The organism is Kocuria sp. TGY1127_2 (genome assembly GCF_013394385.1).
GTDB lineage: Bacteria > Actinomycetota > Actinomycetes > Actinomycetales > Micrococcaceae > Rothia.
In genome coordinates this window covers 393,178-408,709 of the sequence record NZ_AP022834.1, presented here as the reverse complement: position 1 = coordinate 408,709, position 15,532 = coordinate 393,178, and the positions used below count along the sequence as shown (strand labels likewise).

Here is a 15,532-nt window from a genome sequence, read left to right as displayed (position 1 = left end):
CGGCACAAAGTCATGAGGAGGTCTCATTGGAGAACCAATCAGTCAACGCACAAGGCCAGGCAACCGGAACGGAACCGGATTCAACACGGCTGGTGGGCCGCATCGACCCGGGCGAACTCGACCACAAGCTCAACATCGAATTCGAGGAGCAGACGCCGGAACGAGTAGTGGCGACCATGCCGGTCGAGGGAAACCGCCAGGGACACGGAATCCTGCACGGCGGAGCATCAATCGCCCTCGCAGAATCGACGGGCTCCTGGGCGGCCGTGTTGCACGCCGCCCAATTCGGGAAGATCGCAGTCGGAATTGAGGTCAATGCAACACACCACTCCTCGGCAACCGAAGGCACCGTGCGGGCGGTTGCGACGCCGATCAAGCTGGGGCGCTCAATGACCAGCCACGAAGTCGTGATGACGCACGTCGAGACCGGTCGGCGTCTCTGCACCGTCCGGATCAGCAACTACCTCAAGCCAGCACCGGAAGGATTCTTCGACTGAGGCACGCCCAGACGTACCGGGCGTTGCGTGCATATCGGGCCCTGAGATGATCCGATGCGCACGTTACGTCCCGATATACGGGTCGAGGCGCTACTCGTACGAGTAGAAGCCTTTCCCGGTCTTCTTGCCCAGCTCACCGCGTTCGACCATGTCTCGCATGAGTTGCGGCGGACTGAAACGCGACCCCAGCTTGGACTCCAGGTATTCGGCGATGTCGAGACGCACATCCACACCCACGATGTCGGTCAGCGCCAGGGGGCCGACCGGATGCTTGTATCCCAGGGTCATCGCATGATCGATATCCTCGGGCGAGGCCACCCCCTCCTCGACCATGCGGATCGCCTCCAGGGACAGGGCAATTCCAAGTCGCGAGGACGCGAAACCGGGGGCATCGTGCACGGTCACCGGGGTCTTGTTCAGCCCGGCCACCCACTCCTGGGTATGGCCCTGCAATTCCTCCGAAGTTTTCTTCCCGACGACGACCTCTACGAGCTTGGAAGCCGGGACCGGGTTGAAAAAGTGCAGTCCGCAGAACCGTTCGGGACGCTCCAAGGTTTCGGCCAGCCCGTCCACGGACATCGAGGATGTATTGGTCGCGAGCCACGAATTCTCGCCCACATTCGACTCTGCCCTGCGAAGGGATTCGACCTTGAGATCCCAGATCTCCGGAACGGCCTCGATCACCAGCTGGCGGTCGGCAAAGGCGGAAGCATCGGTCGCGGTCTCCAGTTTCTTGGCCCACTCGTCGGCTTCTCCGCTGATCTTGCCGCGCTCGACGGAAGCCCGGATGTCTTTCTCGATGCGAGCTCGAGCGGCTTGAGCGGCGTCGTCATCGACCTCGACGACGGTCACTGCCGCACCTGAGATCAGGAACGCATGCGCGATCCCGGCCCCCATGCGGCCACCGCCAAGTACTCCTACGCGTTCGGGAACTTGCTGCTTGTCATGCGCGCTCACTTAGCTGCGCTCCTTCCTGCGGTCCAAGAAAGACTGCATACGGTCGAATTTGGCGGGAGATTCGAACAAGACCGCCTGGGCGAGCTCGTCAACGTATGGATGCGCCTCCCGAGGCATATGGAAGACGCCTTTGGCGATCCGGACCGCGAGCGGATCTTGCTTGGCGATTCGATCGGCCAGACCGTCGGCGGCTTCGAGCAGATCCTGTGATTCGTGAATTTCGGTAATGAGGCCCGCCCTGAGGGCCTCTTCGGCACTCAGCGTGCGCCCTGCGAACAGAAGCTCCTTGGCCAGCGGTTCTCCGGCGAGTTCCTTGAGCCGCCACATGGCCCCGGCGGCTGCCACGATGCCGAGGCCGGTCTCCGGCTGGCCGACCTTGATCTCGGGTGTCCCGATGCGAAAATCTGCGGCCCAGGCGAGCTCGGCACCGCCACCCAGGGCGTAGCCGTCGAGGGCCGCGATCACGGGCATCGGAAGGCTCCCCAATCTCTCGAAGAGCCGCGAATTGATTCCACGCAGTGCATCGTCCCGGCGCCGTTCACGCAACTGGGCGATATCGGCACCGGATGCGAAGATGCCTTTTCCGTTCACCTCGGTTCCGGAGAGGATCAGGATTTTCGGTTCGGATTCCAGGTGCGCGCAGACCCGGTGCAACTCGTCGATCATGGTCGCGTCGATCGCGTTGCGAACCTCGGGCCTATTGAGGCGAACGTGGAGTCGGTCTTCGCGCTCCTGGATGTCGATCGCCGTGAATTCACCGGTCAATTCCATGGTCTATGCCCTTTCGAGGAGGAGAGCGGCGCCCTGTCCGACGCCGATGCACATGGTCGCGAGGCCCCTGGAAGCACCCTCGCGCTCCATTCGGCCCAACAGCGTGATGGTGATTCGGGAGCCGGAAGAACCGAGAGGGTGTCCCAACGCAATCGCTCCTCCATCCCTGTTCACGAGGTCCGGATCCAGGCCGAGTCTACGGATCGAGGCGAGCGACTGAGTCGCGAAGGCTTCATTGATTTCTATGGCGCCCAGGTCCTCGACGCCCCAGCCGGAACGATCCAGGACCTTCTGACTCGCCGGGACGGGCCCGATGCCCATGATTTCCGGAGGTACACCGGCCGACGCACCATCCACAATCCGGGCGCGGACCTCCAACCCGTATTTCTTCACGGCTTTCTCGCTAGCGACGATAATCGCCGAGGCACCGTCGTTGAGGGCCGAGGAGTTACCGGCCGTGACCACGGATCCGCCTTTGACGACCGGCTTCAGCTTGGCCAGAACCTCGGTAGTGGTACCCGGGCGCGGGCCCTCGTCGGTCTCGACCAGACTCACCTCGCCCTTACGACCGGTAACTTTGACGGGCACGATTTCGTCCGCGAACCTGCCCGCCCGGATCGCCGCGTTGGACTTCTCCTGGGAGCGCGCCGCGAATTCGTCTGCTTCCTCGCGCGTGATTCCGTCCACGCGAGCAACCTCCTCGGCGGTCTCCGGCATCGAATACGTTGCCTTGCCGTTGCGGGACAAAGGACCGTCCACAAATTTCGAATTCACGAACCGCCAGCCGATTGAAGTATCGAAGACCTCACCGGGCTTGGAGAAAGGTTTGGTCGGCTTTTCCATGACCCAGGGCGCGCGAGACATCGATTCAACGCCGCCGGCGACCACGATCTCCGCGGCACCAGCCTTGATCATTTGGGAGGCGATCGTGATCGCGGACATCCCCGAGGCGCATAGCCGATTCACCGTCATCCCCGGCACCGAGTCCGGGTAACCGGCCAGCAACCAGGCCAAACGGGCCACATTCCGGTTCTCCTCACCCGCCCCGTTGGCGTTGCCCAGGATGACTTCATCGACGTCGGCCGGGTCGATTCCCGCTTCCTCGACGACGGTGCTGATGCACAGTGCCGCGAGATCGTCCGGGCGAACCGAGGAGAGGGAACCGCCGTATCGACCCACCGGAGTGCGGGCTCCACCGACGAGGAAGGCTGCGGGCATTTCGGGCATAAGAACTCCTGGTGGGACAGACTTAGAATTACTGACCATTCGTTCACTAATATCGCATCCGGTGTGACATGCGTCAATTCCACTCCATTCGCATCGTGCGCCAGGGTTACGGACTTTGACGGTCCGCAGTTCATCTCCCGCAATAGTCCCTCGCGAGTTGGAGCCCTTGCAGCACACGGGATTAACTGGAGGGGAAAACCATCCAGAGCGACTGAGAGACCTGGCTCGATGACGTCGCAGCAACCCATCTCCACGGTGATCTTTCGCTCTGCCCGCAGGCGGAGAGATCCTCCGCGGACGAGCACGGTGCTAACGCCAGGATTCGATGGAGTGATTGATTGTGACCTCGGCGCACTCGACGGAACGCGCGCAGGAAGCCGGGACGAAAGCGGCTTCGGTTCGGTTCCACGGCGTCGGAAAGTCATTCCCGGGATCCAGGCGCGGCGCTGCCGGGTCCGAAGTTCTCCGTGACGTGAACTTCACCGCGGAACCGGGGGAAATCGTCGCGGTCGTCGGCCCTTCGGGCTGTGGGAAGTCGACTCTTCTGCGTGCAGCGGCCGGACTCGACGCCGCGAGCGCAGGATCCGTCACGATTGACGGAACGCCAGTGCGCAACATCGATTCCCGGTGCGCCGTGGGATTCCAGGAACCACGGCTGCTACCGTGGCGTTCCGTCACGGACAACGTTGCTCTCGGATTGCCGAAGAATGCGAGCAAGAACGGCGGACGCAGACGAGTCGCCGAGCTGATCGACCTTGTGGGTCTGGGAGAGCACGCGAGCCATCGCCCCGGGGAAGTCTCCGGGGGCATGGCGCAACGCGCGTCCTTGGCCAGGGCACTGGCACGCAACCCCAGGGTTCTCCTCCTCGATGAGCCCTTCGGGGCCCTGGATGCCTTGACTCGCCTGAAAATGCAGGATCTGTTGCTGGATGTTCATGGTCAGGACCCCACAACGGTTCTCCTCATAACCCACGATGTGGACGAGGCCCTGTACCTATCCGACCGCGTCGTCGTACTCGGCCGCACGGCACCGGGAGTACCGGCGGGGATTGTCGAAAGCGTTGAGGTCGGTTTGCCGCGTCCTCGTTCCCGGGAGGACGCGCAACTAGTCCGAATGCGCGGCCACCTCTTGGGTCTGCTGGGCGTGGACACCACCGCGCATGAGGCGTTTCAGGAAGTGTGACCCGCTGCGCCAACGCGGCCCGCGCCCATGGTTTCCTCGTTCATCCCCTCCTCGACTTCCTCGCAAGGACCCCAACCTCATGATCAACTTTTCCCGCCGAGACGCGGTGCGGGCCACCGGCCTCGGAGTCGTGGCATTCGCCCTGACGGGGTGCATGTCCGGCGAAGGCGCCGGACGCGGCGTCATCAACGCGGACGCGACCAGCAGCATTACCCTCGATTACGCGACGTACAATCCGTTGTCCCTGATTATTCGCAGGAAGGAATGGCTCGAGAAAGCCGCGGCCAATCTGGGGCAATCGGTCACGTGGCTCAAGTCGGCAGGTTCGAACAAAGCCAATCAGAACCTCATCGGTGCAGCTATAGACGTGGGGTCGACGGCGGGATCGGCCGCTCTTCTGGCGCGAGCGAACGGGGCTCCGCTCAAAACCATTGATCTCTTCTCACAACCGGAATGGTCGGCGCTCGTGCGCACGCCGGAATCGCCGATTCGACGGGTTGAGGATCTGGCAGGCCGGTCCGTCGCGGCGACGCTGGGGACGGACCCCTATTTTCTGTTGGTTCAGGCCCTCAAAGCTGCCGGCATGAGCACGGATGACGTCACGATCGTGAACTTGCAGCATGCCGACGGTCGGGCCGCGCTCGATACCCATCAAGTCGATGCGTGGTCAGGGCTCGACCCGATCATGGCGACCGCAGAAGACGAAGGCGGTGACGTCTTGTTCTACCGGAACCTGGAGTTCAACACGTGGGGCTTCCTCAACGCCCGGGAAGAGTTCCTGCAACAGAATCCGGAGGGTGCCCAGCTCGTCGTCGACGTTTATGCGTACGCCAGAGAGTGGGCACTGAAGAATCCGAGCGAGGCAACACGATTATTCGCCGAAGAAGCAGCAGTTTCCGGTGGGGTCGCTGAGAGAGTCTGGCAACGCACGCATTTGGACATCGATCCTGTGCCGGGCGAAGCTCAGCTCAAAGTACTCCGGAATGTTGCACCCATCCTCGTGGATTCCGGAGACGTCTCGGACCGCAAGGACGTCGACGACGCCGTGGCCAACATCATCGACAAGCACTACGCCGAGGCAGCGGATGCGCGTTGCGCGGCCACACGGATTGAGGGGAAGTAGAGCATGAAATTCCTTCCGAGAAATCGTTGGGCCGTAGGCGCCCTGGGCTTGGTCCTGCCGTTGATCATGTTGCTGGTGTGGCATCTACTCTCCTCGACCGGTGTTTTCTCACCGATTCAGCTTCCGACGCCATCGGCCGTGGTCGATGCCGGGGTCGAGTTGGTTCAGCGCCACGAGCTGTGGCAACACGTGGGGATCTCGACGCAACGGGTAATCCTGGGGTTCCTCATCGGAAGCGCCCTCGGGCTGGTGATTGGTGCGTTGATCGGTCTCTCACACTGGACGAACGTCTTGGCCGGTCCGACCGTGGGAGCGGTGCGAGCCGTGCCGTCTCTTGCCTGGGTCCCCTTGATGCTGCTCTGGGTCGGCGTGGGCGAGAACTCAAAGGTCATTCTCGTCGCGATCGGCGCGTTCTTTCCCGTCTACACCACAGTCGCCGGTTCGCTGAAACACGTCGACCGCCAGCTGATCGAGGCCGCCCGCTCATTCGGGATCACTGGCCTACGACTTTTCACAACGGTTCAGCTTCCGGCGGTCATGCCGTCCGTGGTCTCCGGTCTCCGACTCGCCCTGGCCCAGGCATGGCTTTTCCTGGTGGCTGCAGAACTCGTAGGAGCTTCGATGGGCCTGGGCTTCCTGCTGACCGATTCGCAGAGCAACGGCCGAACCGACCGCCTGATTCTGGCGATCATTCTCTTGGCAATACTGGGCAAAATCACCGACGCCCTGGTAGGAATCTTTGAACGATGGACCCAACGCCGATGGGGCACCGCCCCGGCAGACGCGTAAAGGATCCGCAACGGATAGGAACGATCATGACTCTTCCGACAAATTTTGTCTTCTCGGACCCCCACAATCCGACTCCGAATCCCGCCACGATCTCCGACGCCGCCCGCGTTGATTTCTGGGAAAAACAGGCAGGGCGCCTGTCCTGGGCCGAACCCTGGCACACCGCACACCGGTTCGAGAAGCCGCGGCCCATAGGCACTGACCAGGACGGAGCACCGGAGTTCAGCGTGCCCGAGATCGCCTGGTTCGAAGGCGGCAGACTGAACGCGGCCTATAACTGCGTAGACCGGCACGTCGAGGCGGGACGCGGCCAGCACATTGCCCTGTACTTCGAGGGCGAGCCCGGGGACCGGGAGGTCTACACCTACGCTCGGTTGCAGACGGAAGTCTCCCGTGCCGCGAATGCTCTGCTCGATCTCGGAGTCGAGAAAGGCGATCGCGTTGTGATCTATCTTCCGGTCATTCCGGAGACCGTCATCATCACACTCGCCTGTGCTCGGATCGGGGCCGTGCATTCGCTCGTATTCGGCGGCTTCTCCGCCGAAGCACTCAAATTCCGTGTCGAAGACACCGGTGCCAAGGTTCTGGTGACCACGGACGGTCAGAACCGAAGGGGCAAGGTCGTTCCCGTGAAGCAGAACGCCGACGAGGCCTGCGCGGGAGACAACTCCATCGAACACGTCGTGGTGGTCCGTCGGACCTCGCGTCCTGGCCGCAAGACGCCCGCGGGTGTTCCGCTCTCCCCGTCCGACAAAGGCTTCCGTTCCAAGGACGAGCAAGCTGTGCCGTGGACGACGGGACGCGATGTGTGGTGGCACGACCTCATCGAGAGCGCATCCGATGTGCACGAGCCGGAATTCTTCGATGCCGAAACCCCTCTGTTCATCATCTACACCTCCGGAACAACCGGCCGCCCGAAGGGACTTGTCCACACGACGGGCGGCTACCTCACCCAGACGGCATACACTCATGCCCTGTTATTCGATCTCCTCCCCGAAACTCTGGACGAGGACGGAGAAGTCCGTCCGGATGAGCTTTCCGCGGAGAATGACGCGGGCAAAGTCGATTCCACGGTTCACTGGTGCACGGCCGATCTCGCCTGGGTCACGGCCCACACTTACGAGATCTATGGTCCGCTCCTCAACGGGGTATCCGAGGTGATCTACGAGGGGACGCCCAATACCCCGCATTTCGGTCGCCACTTCGAAATCATCGAACGATACGGCGTCACGAATTACTACACCGCCCCGACCCTCATCCGTTCCTTGATGGGCGCTTTTCCGCAGGGCCTTCCCGCGAGCTATAACCTCGCGTCCGTGCGGCTTCTGGGATCAGTCGGTGAGTCCATCAATCCGGAAGCCTGGCGATGGCTGCGCGACAACGTGGGCGCCGGTGAGGTTCCGTTCATCGATACATGGTGGCAGTCCGAGACCGGCGCGACCGTGTGTTCTCCGAGACCTCACGATCCGCAGTTCGCACCTGCCGGTTCGTTCTCGGACGATGCACCGCACACGCGGGTCAAACCAGGTTGCGCAACCCGGGCGGTTCCGGGGATTTCGACGCGGGTTGTGGACGAGTCCGGACAGGACATCGAGCCGTCGACTCAGGGATTCATCGTGGTGGACAAAATCGGTCCCTCGATGGCGCGCACCGTGTGGGGCAACCCTCAGCGGTACTTGGATTCGTACTGGAAACACTACGGCGACCGCGGTTGGTTCCTCGCCGGGGACGGCGCCAAGGTCGACGACGAAGGCGACACCTACATCCTCGGCCGGATCGACGACGTCATCAACATCTCCGGGCACAGACTCTCGACCATCGAGATCGAGTCGGCTCTGGTGACCCACGAAGCCGTCGTCGAAGCAGGTGTCTGCCCCGTCGAGGACGAGCTCACGGGGCACGCCGCCATCGCATTCGTGACCGTCGCCGGCGATCGGCCCCCGAATGAGAGTGAGCTCCGGGAGGCCCTGAGGGACCATGTGACCCGGGAGATCGGCCCCATCGCCAAGCCGAAGGACGTCATCGTGGTCAAGGACATCCCCAAGACCAGGTCGGGCAAGATCACCCGGCGCCTTCTCGGGGAGCTGTACCAGGGGCGGAAATTGGGAGATCGGTCTTCGCTTCAGAATGAGGAAGCGTTGGACCACATCGCCGAGGTGCTTACGCGACGCCAAACAGGCGAAGGGCCGCGCAGGTAGCCATCCCGAGGATCACGCAGATGAGAAGGGGAACTTTGACGATTGCGGCGATGATCCCGGCCGAAGTCCCGATGATGCGCGCCGGCCCGGCGACGTCCTGCCCCTCGAAGACCATGGTGGTCGCGGCGACTGCGCAGATCAGGACCACGGTGGCCCGGTCCATCCAGAGGCGAGCGGGCGTGGGTTCTTCGGTGTCCTCCTCCGTTCCGGACATCGAACCGATTCTCACGCCCACATAGCGCAGGATGTAGGTTCCGATGACCAGACCGGCCAAGGCGATCACAAAGGGAAGGGTGCTCATACTTCGCCTCCTTCGGCACTCGTGCGAGATGGGCGGATGTGGCCTTTGGCCCAGATGAATCCGGCCGCCGGAATCAGGATCACGAGCGACGCGACGGCTCCGAGCCCCAGGGGCAACACAGGAGTAGCCGAGATCGCGAGTATCGCTCCTCCGCCAGCGATGATTGCGACAAGCGGATTCTTGAGGTCCTGAACCACGAGGCAGAACAGAATGATGGGAAAGGCAGCGTCCAGGCCGAGGGCATCGGCGTCGACCACGGAACCGAGCAATTGGCCGAGTGCGGCGCCGCCTACCCATGCGGGAAACAGAAGTATGGCCATGACGACGAAATGCTGCCAACGGGCTTGACGGCCCCTCACCGATCGGGCAAAGGCGACGGTTTCGTCGTTGACCATGTGAGATGCCAGGAGTCGGCGCCAACCTCGGGGCACATACTCCCCCGCGCTGAGACCGAATGCGAAATTGCGGGAGTTGACCAAAAGCCCTCCCAATACCGCGAAGATCGGGGCTCCTCCCGCAGCGATCACGCCGACGAAAGTCAGCTCCGCCGCGCCACTGGTTGCCAAAGCCGCCAAGAGAACGGTTTGCCAGATCGCGAATCCCGAGGATTGCGACAGCGCACCGTAGGAAAGCCCCACCGCACCGAGGGTCAGGAAGATCGCCATCGCATTGCGACGCTGGGTCGGCGCCACGGTATCAGAGAATAACCGCGAGACCGTTCTATAAATCGAACGCATGGTTATTATGGTGCATCCTTGCCTAAACGTTCGTCAAGAAATACGAACGTCCAATATATTGATGATATGAACTTCGACGTCGAACTCCCCGACTCACGCGACACCGATGGGCCCGAGGAACCGGATGCGCAAAAACTGCGCATGGCGCAGGCACTCCAACGAGAGAGAGCCAGGCACGGTCTCAGCCTGAGCGAGGCGGCCAAGCGGGCCGGCGTCAGCAAGTCGACGCTCTCTCAGCTAGAGGCCGGATCGGGGAACCCCAGCGTCGAAACCATGTGGGCGCTGGCCACCTCGTACGGGGTGCAGCTGGCACAACTGCTCGACCCTCCCCGCGGCCGCATCTCCCTCGTGAGACTCCAGAATCTGCCTCAACTCCCCTCCTCGAATGCGAGCTATTCGGCCGCGCTTCTTTCCGCAGGCCAAGTGGGAGTGAGGCGCGATGTCTACCTCATCAGCGCCGAACCCGGCCGGGCCCGGGAATCCAGCCCCCACCCCACGGGAACCGTCGAACATATCGTGCTGGCAGCAGGAAGGGCACGGGCGGTTTGCGACGGAGAGGAAGCCGTGCTCAATCCGGGTGACTTCCTGACGTTCGCGGGCGACGTCGAACACAGTTTCGAGGCACTCGAGCCGGGCACGCGTGCGGTTTACGTCATCGACAGTTGATCGCTGTCCCTTCGCCAGTAATGACGTTCGCTACTGTTTGAGGACGGTGCCACTGCAAGCCGACGTCACCGCCGTGAACGGCCGCTGCTCACGTGCGCAACGACGCCCGCCGCACAATAAGCTCATCAACTGAGCCCTGCCCCGGCGAGCAAGTTCGAATCTTCCCGGGGCTGAATTCCCGGACAACACAAAGCCCGCATCCGAAACCGGATACGGGCCTTTGGCGGTTCGGGGAACGAATCTCAGAAATCTTCGGAATCGACGAACTGATTGCCGTCCCAATGGTGTTCCCGCTCTTGGCCGTCTTCTGAATACGTCATGGTCGGTTCCCCAGAGGGGTCGATATGCAACGATGCATTTTTGAAGGGGTTGGTCCCGCTGGGCATCGAATCATAGGAGTTGTATCCCTGATCGGTCGGGGTGAGTACCGTTACCCCGCCGTTGTAGCTGAGGTAAACGTTGCCATATTTGTCCACATTGGATCCGTTTTCGAGATTCCACACATCTGAGTTGGCCTGATCAACCGGTCTGGCGCCGAACCACAGAAGCTTTTGATTCGGATCCTCCACGTAGCCGACGGCCTTGTCATGTTGGTACAGGGCATAAGCGGCATTCCCTGCCGGCGAGCCGTTGTCGTCGGCGCGCTTGTTCCAGTACGGGATCACTGTCATCGGGCCGAACGCAGGATGTTGAACCTCAATGGTTCCGCCTTTTATGCAGGAACTCGCGCAAGGATCATCGATGACTTCCAATTGCCGGTGCTGGCCCGTGGATCCACTCGACGGGCTTGCCTCACCCGATGCGGAGCCCTCCGACGGCTCCGGCGAAGAGGTGTTCGTCTCAGCGGGCAGGCTGGCCACGCTGGAATCACTGGTTGCTCCTGTGCAGCCCGAAAGGATCGGCACGGAGAGAGAAACCAACAGCATGCCGACACCAGCGGTCCTGTATTTCGACGGAGCCACTGTCCCACATCCCTAAATCCATAACCGACCAGTGATAACGCTTATATTGAGAATTTCAAGCAGTTACCGGTAAGTCAACGGGTTTACCCCAGATTCGGCAGGAATCCACTGTCTGAGACGCCCCGGAATGGAATTCTAATAACCGAGTTTTGCGTTCTCCAGAACAGGGAGCGATTTTTCTGCTTGCTCGACCACGCCCAGATCCAGTTCGAGGACCTGCAATTCTTCTGCCTCGCCGAACGAGGCAATAACGTGACCGAAAGGGTCTGAGACGATGCTGTGTCCGACACCGGTCGGAGCCTTGGGATTGACGTTGACACCGGAGACCTTCGGGTCGGCCTGATCCACCGCGACGACGATCGTGTTGCTGTCCAGGGCGCGGGCACGAGCCAGGGTTTCCCATTGCTCCACCTTGCCGCTTCCGGCGGCCCATGACGCGGCCACCAAGGAAACCTGTGCGCCCTTGCGAGACAATTCGGCAAACAGCTTGGGGAACCGGATGTCGTAGCACAGGGACAAACCCACCGAGACTCCGCCGATGTTGACCACGAGTAAATCATTTCCAGGTGCCACGTCGTTGGACTCCGTGAAGCCGAACGCGTCGTAGAGGTGAATCTTGGCGTAATCGAGTCTCTCGCCCGAAGGCGTGTACACGGCCAGGATGTTTTGTACTTTGCCGTCCTCGGCAGGAGCGAATTCGCCAGTCACCAGGGAGATCTCTTGTTCCGCGGCGAGCCACTGCATTTCGGTCTTCCACATCTCGGCATGTTCGGTCGCTGCCGCGAAGAGGTCACTGCCGAAAGCAGTCATGGTAGCTTCCGGGAAGACGACGAGTTCCGCGCCTTCTTCGCGAGCGCGGCGCGTGCAATCCTGCACCTTGCTCAGGTTTTCGCTGACAATCTCGCTGCTGTTGATCTGCGCGATAGCAATTTTCATGCTGGCTCCTTACGGATAACGTCCTGCCTTCGAGCTTACGGCCAACGCCGACGAGGGGGCGCGCCTGGTGTAAGCAGCAATCTGTTTCTGCGCGTGCGCACAGGCGGTGACTGCTCCTTAGTCCAACAAGCTGCGCAGGATGTGCGCGGCGCCGTCGTCGTAAACCGACGAGGTGACCTCGGAGGCGACGTCGATGACTTCCTCCGGCGCCTGTCCCATGGCGACGCCGCGAGCGGCCCATTCGAGCATCTCGATGTCATTCCGGCCGTCGCCCATCGCAATGGTATGGGCAGGGTCGACGCCGAGATTCTTACGGATCTGTTCGAGGGCAGATGCCTTGGAAACTCCGTGAGCCGCAATATCCAGCCAGGGAGTCCAGCCCACCGAGTAGGTCACACCGTGCAGGCCTACTTCGTCGATGATTTCGGCGAAGGAGTCGATGTCCGTTTCGGACGAGAAAACCACCACGCGGACGGCTTCCATGTCGAGGATTTCCTCGAGGGAAACGGTCTGCGCCTCCATGCCGAAGCTCCGGTCCTGGAAGTGGGCTGTCGAGAAGAACGACCCATCAGCGGCCTCGAGAGCAAATTTTGCGCCGGGCAGTTTTTCGTGGAGAGCGGCGAGCGCCTTGGCCGGCCTGAAGGTCACGGCGTCGACGATTTTATAACCGTCCACGTGTTGCTTGCCGATTTCGAGTGTCACGCCGCCGTTGGAGCTGACCGCGTAGCCGGACTCGATGTCGGCGAGTTCCACGATCGGCAAGGTCGCACCCTTCGAACGGCCGGTCGAGACCACGATGTGGTGCCCTTCCTGGGCAACGGATCGAACGGCTTCCTTGACGTCTTCTGACATGTGACCGTCGTGGTCCACGAGGGTTCCGTCGACGTCGAGGGCCACCAGGTATTTCACCCCTGCTTCTTTGTGCCAGCGCACCTGCACCGGCGGGTGAATTGTTTCTTGAGTCATTATTTCCATACTTTCATCTGATCCACCCGTTATAACGGGTATGCACCGATTCAGCGAATTCGCGATGAATCGGCGGTTACGAATTCTCGTTAAATTGGGACGCCGCCCGACCTAGCCCAGGTTTCACCCCTGAGGAGCGACACGACGGGCAAGTTCGGACGGCGGCCGATTGCTGGACTATTTCTGCCCAACCACTGGGATGACCTCGAGCCCGCCCATATAGGGGCGCAGTGCTTCGGGGATGCGGACCGATCCGTCCTTCTGCTGGTGAGTTTCCAAGATCGCGACCAACCAACGCGTTGTAGCCAGCGTGCCATTGAGGGTAGCGACCGTCCGGGTTCCGCCCTTTTTCGTCTTGCCGTTGGCGGAGACCACGTCCGGCTTGCGCTCTCGAATGTTCAGCCGCCGGGCCTGGAACGTCGTGCAATTCGAGGTCGAGGTCAATTCACGGTATGTGCCTTGGGTGGGAATCCACGCCTCGCAATCGAACTTCCTCGCTGCCGAAGAACCCAAATCGCCGGCCGCAGTATCGATCACACGATAGGACAGGCCGCACTTGCCCAGCATTTCCTCTTCCCAGGCCAGCATTTTCTCGTGCATGCCTTCCGCTTCTTCTACGGGGCAGTACACAAACATTTCTGCTTTGTTGAACTGGTGTACGCGAATGATGCCGCGGGTATCCTTGCCGGCGGATCCGGCCTCACGTCTGTAACACGTGGACCACCCGAGATATTTCCGGGGTCCGCCGTCGAAATCGATGATCTCGTCCGCGTGGTAACCGGCGATCGCGACCTCGGATGTTCCCACGAGGTAAAGATCGTCCCGCTCGAGCCGGTAGATCTCGTCGTCGTGCTTGACGTTGAAACCAGTCCCAGCCATAGTCTCGGGACGGACGAGGGTCGGGGTAGTCAGCATCGTGAAGCCGGCCTTGGTGGCTTGGTCCAGTGCCATCCACAGCAAAGCCTGTTCGAGGCGAGCGACCGCACCTTTCAAGAAGTAAAAACGCGCACCGGAGACTTTGGCTCCTCTGGCCATATCGATGCCGTCGAGGAGCTCCCCGATCTCAAGATGATCCCGCGGTTCGAAGCCTTCGGAAGCGAAATCCCGGGGCTCGCCAACCGTTTTCAAGGTGACGAAGTCGTCCTCGCCACCGGTGGGGACGCCGTCGATGATGAGGTTCTCCATGCGGGAGAGGAGTTCGTCCTGAGCTGCCTGGGCTTCGTTCAAGGCATTTTCCGCGGCTTTGACCTTCTGTGAGAGCTCTTTGACCTCGGCCAGCAGGGCATTTTTCTCCTCGCCAGTGGCCTGGGAGACCTTTTTGCCGAAAGACTTCTGTTCCGCTCGCAGTGATTCGAAATCACTAATCGACTGCCGACGATTGGCGTCAGCTTCGAGGATGTGGTCCACGAGCTCGACGTCGGATTGGCGGGCACGCTGAGAAGCCCGAAACAGGTCTGGATTTTCGCGCAGAAGATTAATGTCGATCACGCCCCTTAACCTACCGCAACGCTCGCGAGGTTCCCACGTCGGATACATCGCTGTGGATAACGGTGACCCGAATTGGACACCCGATACGGTAGGCCCATGACGGAATTCGACACCATCCCAACGCCTCCAACCGACTTGACCGCGCCTACGCTTACGGGCACGTCGGTCCAGCTTGAACAGCTTTCCCTCGATCATTGCGAGGATCTTCAGGACGCAACCCGCGACGGCGAACTGTGGAACCTTTGGTACACCTCGGTTCCCCGACCGGAAGGCGTCGAATCAGAGATCCGCCGGCGTCTGGAGCTCCAGCGAAACTGGGCCATGATCCCTTTCGCAGCCCGTCGTCTCGCCGACGGCAAAATCACTGGCATGACAAGCTATTACGATCTTGACTGGAGCGCGCCGAGGGTCGATATCGGATACACCTGGAATGCCGCGTCGACGCAACGGACCGGGATGAACATCGAGTCGAAGAAACTCCTGCTCACCTATGCCTTCGAAACCCTCAAGTGCATCAGCGTGCGCTTCGAAACCCATAAACTGAACCGACAGTCCCGACGAGCGATCGAGGATTTGGGAGCGCAACTGGACGGCGTGCTGCGCAACGATCGGCGTATGGAGGATGGTTCGATCCGGGATACCTGCAGTTATTCGATCGTGCGCGACGAGTGGCCCGCGGTCCGTAATCAGTTGGCTCACCGGATGAATCGCGCTCAGGACCGGTAACCTGG

The 15,532-nt window shown here is 61.3% G+C and carries 17 protein-coding genes and 1 riboswitch; of the genes, 8 read left to right on the top strand and 9 right to left on the bottom strand.

Going from position 1 to position 15,532, the window contains the following annotated elements:
• The first annotated feature begins 92 nt into the window (after positions 1-92).
• On the top strand, positions 93-497 hold the full coding sequence (locus sake_RS01795; protein WP_129359402.1) for a PaaI family thioesterase: 405 nt from the start codon (positions 93-95) through the stop codon (positions 495-497).
• 90 nt (positions 498-587) lie between these two features.
• On the opposite strand, the gene sake_RS01790 is transcribed toward sake_RS01795, so the two are convergent.
• From sake_RS01790 to sake_RS01780, 3 genes are read right to left on the bottom strand one after another with little or no spacing between them, the layout of a single operon-like run.
• Positions 588-1,454 carry a 3-hydroxyacyl-CoA dehydrogenase family protein gene (locus tag sake_RS01790; RefSeq protein ID WP_256394851.1) on the bottom strand — a complete coding sequence of 289 codons (867 nt, stop codon included), beginning with the start codon at positions 1,452-1,454 and terminating at the stop codon, positions 588-590.
• Positions 1,455-2,225, bottom strand: coding sequence for an enoyl-CoA hydratase/isomerase family protein (locus sake_RS01785; RefSeq protein ID WP_129358583.1), 771 nt, complete (start codon positions 2,223-2,225; stop codon positions 1,455-1,457).
• A 3-nt stretch (positions 2,226-2,228) separates the two neighbouring features.
• Positions 2,229-3,443, bottom strand: coding sequence for an acetyl-CoA C-acyltransferase (locus tag sake_RS01780; protein ID WP_178946252.1), 1,215 nt, complete (start codon positions 3,441-3,443; stop codon positions 2,229-2,231).
• Between the two features lie 204 nt (positions 3,444-3,647).
• A riboswitch (SAM riboswitch) is annotated at positions 3,648-3,784 on the top strand.
• Between the two features lie 8 nt (positions 3,785-3,792).
• Between sake_RS01780 and sake_RS01775 the strand changes: the two genes are divergently transcribed.
• The 4 genes from sake_RS01775 to sake_RS01760 all read left to right on the top strand — a co-directional run bounded on the left by sake_RS01775 (position 3,793) and on the right by sake_RS01760 (position 8,745).
• Positions 3,793-4,635 carry an ABC transporter ATP-binding protein gene (locus sake_RS01775; RefSeq protein ID WP_178945330.1) on the top strand — a complete coding sequence of 281 codons (843 nt, stop codon included), beginning with the start codon at positions 3,793-3,795 and terminating at the stop codon, positions 4,633-4,635.
• A 79-nt stretch (positions 4,636-4,714) separates the two neighbouring features.
• Positions 4,715-5,758 (top strand): aliphatic sulfonate ABC transporter substrate-binding protein, encoded by a 1,044-nt coding sequence (locus sake_RS01770; protein ID WP_178945329.1) that lies wholly within the window; start codon positions 4,715-4,717, stop codon positions 5,756-5,758.
• A 3-nt stretch (positions 5,759-5,761) separates the two neighbouring features.
• Positions 5,762-6,547 carry an ABC transporter permease gene (locus sake_RS01765; protein ID WP_178945328.1) on the top strand — a complete coding sequence of 262 codons (786 nt, stop codon included), beginning with the start codon at positions 5,762-5,764 and terminating at the stop codon, positions 6,545-6,547.
• A gap of 26 nt (positions 6,548-6,573) precedes the next feature.
• The gene (locus tag sake_RS01760) at positions 6,574-8,745 is read left to right on the top strand and encodes an AMP-binding protein (protein ID WP_178945327.1); all 2,172 of its coding nucleotides are present in this window, start codon (positions 6,574-6,576) and stop codon (positions 8,743-8,745) included.
• Here sake_RS01760 and sake_RS01755 read toward each other — a convergent pair.
• Together sake_RS01755 and sake_RS01750 are read right to left on the bottom strand one after the other, a co-directional pair.
• On the bottom strand, positions 8,708-9,046 hold the full coding sequence (locus tag sake_RS01755) for an AzlD domain-containing protein (RefSeq protein WP_129358573.1): 339 nt from the start codon (positions 9,044-9,046) through the stop codon (positions 8,708-8,710). The two genes, sake_RS01760 and sake_RS01755, sit on opposite strands and share 38 nt — an antisense overlap.
• Positions 9,043-9,783 (bottom strand): AzlC family ABC transporter permease, encoded by a 741-nt coding sequence (locus sake_RS01750; RefSeq protein WP_129358571.1) that lies wholly within the window; start codon positions 9,781-9,783, stop codon positions 9,043-9,045. Before sake_RS01750 ends, sake_RS01755 begins: the two co-directional genes overlap by 4 nt.
• A 66-nt stretch (positions 9,784-9,849) precedes the next feature.
• On the opposite strand from sake_RS01750, the gene sake_RS01745 reads away from it, so the two are divergent.
• Positions 9,850-10,449, top strand: a complete 600-nt coding sequence (locus tag sake_RS01745; protein WP_197964447.1) for a helix-turn-helix domain-containing protein — start codon at positions 9,850-9,852, stop codon at positions 10,447-10,449.
• Between the two features lie 242 nt (positions 10,450-10,691).
• Here sake_RS01745 and sake_RS13340 read toward each other — a convergent pair whose 3' ends face one another.
• A complete protein-coding gene (locus tag sake_RS13340) occupies positions 10,692-11,120 on the bottom strand; it encodes a hypothetical protein (RefSeq protein ID WP_207718912.1) in 429 nt (142 codons plus the stop codon).
• A 70-nt stretch (positions 11,121-11,190) separates the two neighbouring features.
• Here sake_RS13340 and sake_RS13335 point away from each other — a divergent pair, with 70 nt between their 5' ends.
• The gene (locus sake_RS13335; protein ID WP_207718911.1) at positions 11,191-11,427 is read left to right on the top strand and encodes a hypothetical protein; all 237 of its coding nucleotides are present in this window, start codon (positions 11,191-11,193) and stop codon (positions 11,425-11,427) included.
• A gap of 119 nt (positions 11,428-11,546) precedes the next feature.
• Here the strand turns inward: sake_RS13335 and sake_RS01735 are convergent, their stop codons facing one another.
• The 3 genes from sake_RS01735 to serS all read right to left on the bottom strand — a co-directional run bounded on the left by sake_RS01735 (position 11,547) and on the right by serS (position 14,801).
• The gene (locus sake_RS01735; RefSeq protein WP_178945326.1) at positions 11,547-12,347 is read right to left on the bottom strand and encodes a carbon-nitrogen hydrolase family protein; all 801 of its coding nucleotides are present in this window, start codon (positions 12,345-12,347) and stop codon (positions 11,547-11,549) included.
• A 117-nt stretch (positions 12,348-12,464) separates the two neighbouring features.
• Positions 12,465-13,313: an HAD family hydrolase gene (locus sake_RS01730; RefSeq protein ID WP_129358566.1), complete on the bottom strand. Its 849-nt coding sequence runs from the start codon at positions 13,311-13,313 to the stop codon at positions 12,465-12,467.
• Between the two features lie 177 nt (positions 13,314-13,490).
• Positions 13,491-14,801: a serine--tRNA ligase gene (serS, locus tag sake_RS01725; protein WP_129358565.1), complete on the bottom strand. Its 1,311-nt coding sequence runs from the start codon at positions 14,799-14,801 to the stop codon at positions 13,491-13,493.
• A gap of 96 nt (positions 14,802-14,897) precedes the next feature.
• Between serS and sake_RS01720 the strand changes: the two genes are divergently transcribed.
• Positions 14,898-15,527 (top strand): GNAT family N-acetyltransferase, encoded by a 630-nt coding sequence (locus sake_RS01720; RefSeq protein ID WP_129358564.1) that lies wholly within the window; start codon positions 14,898-14,900, stop codon positions 15,525-15,527.
• Positions 15,528-15,532 lie beyond the last annotated feature (5 nt).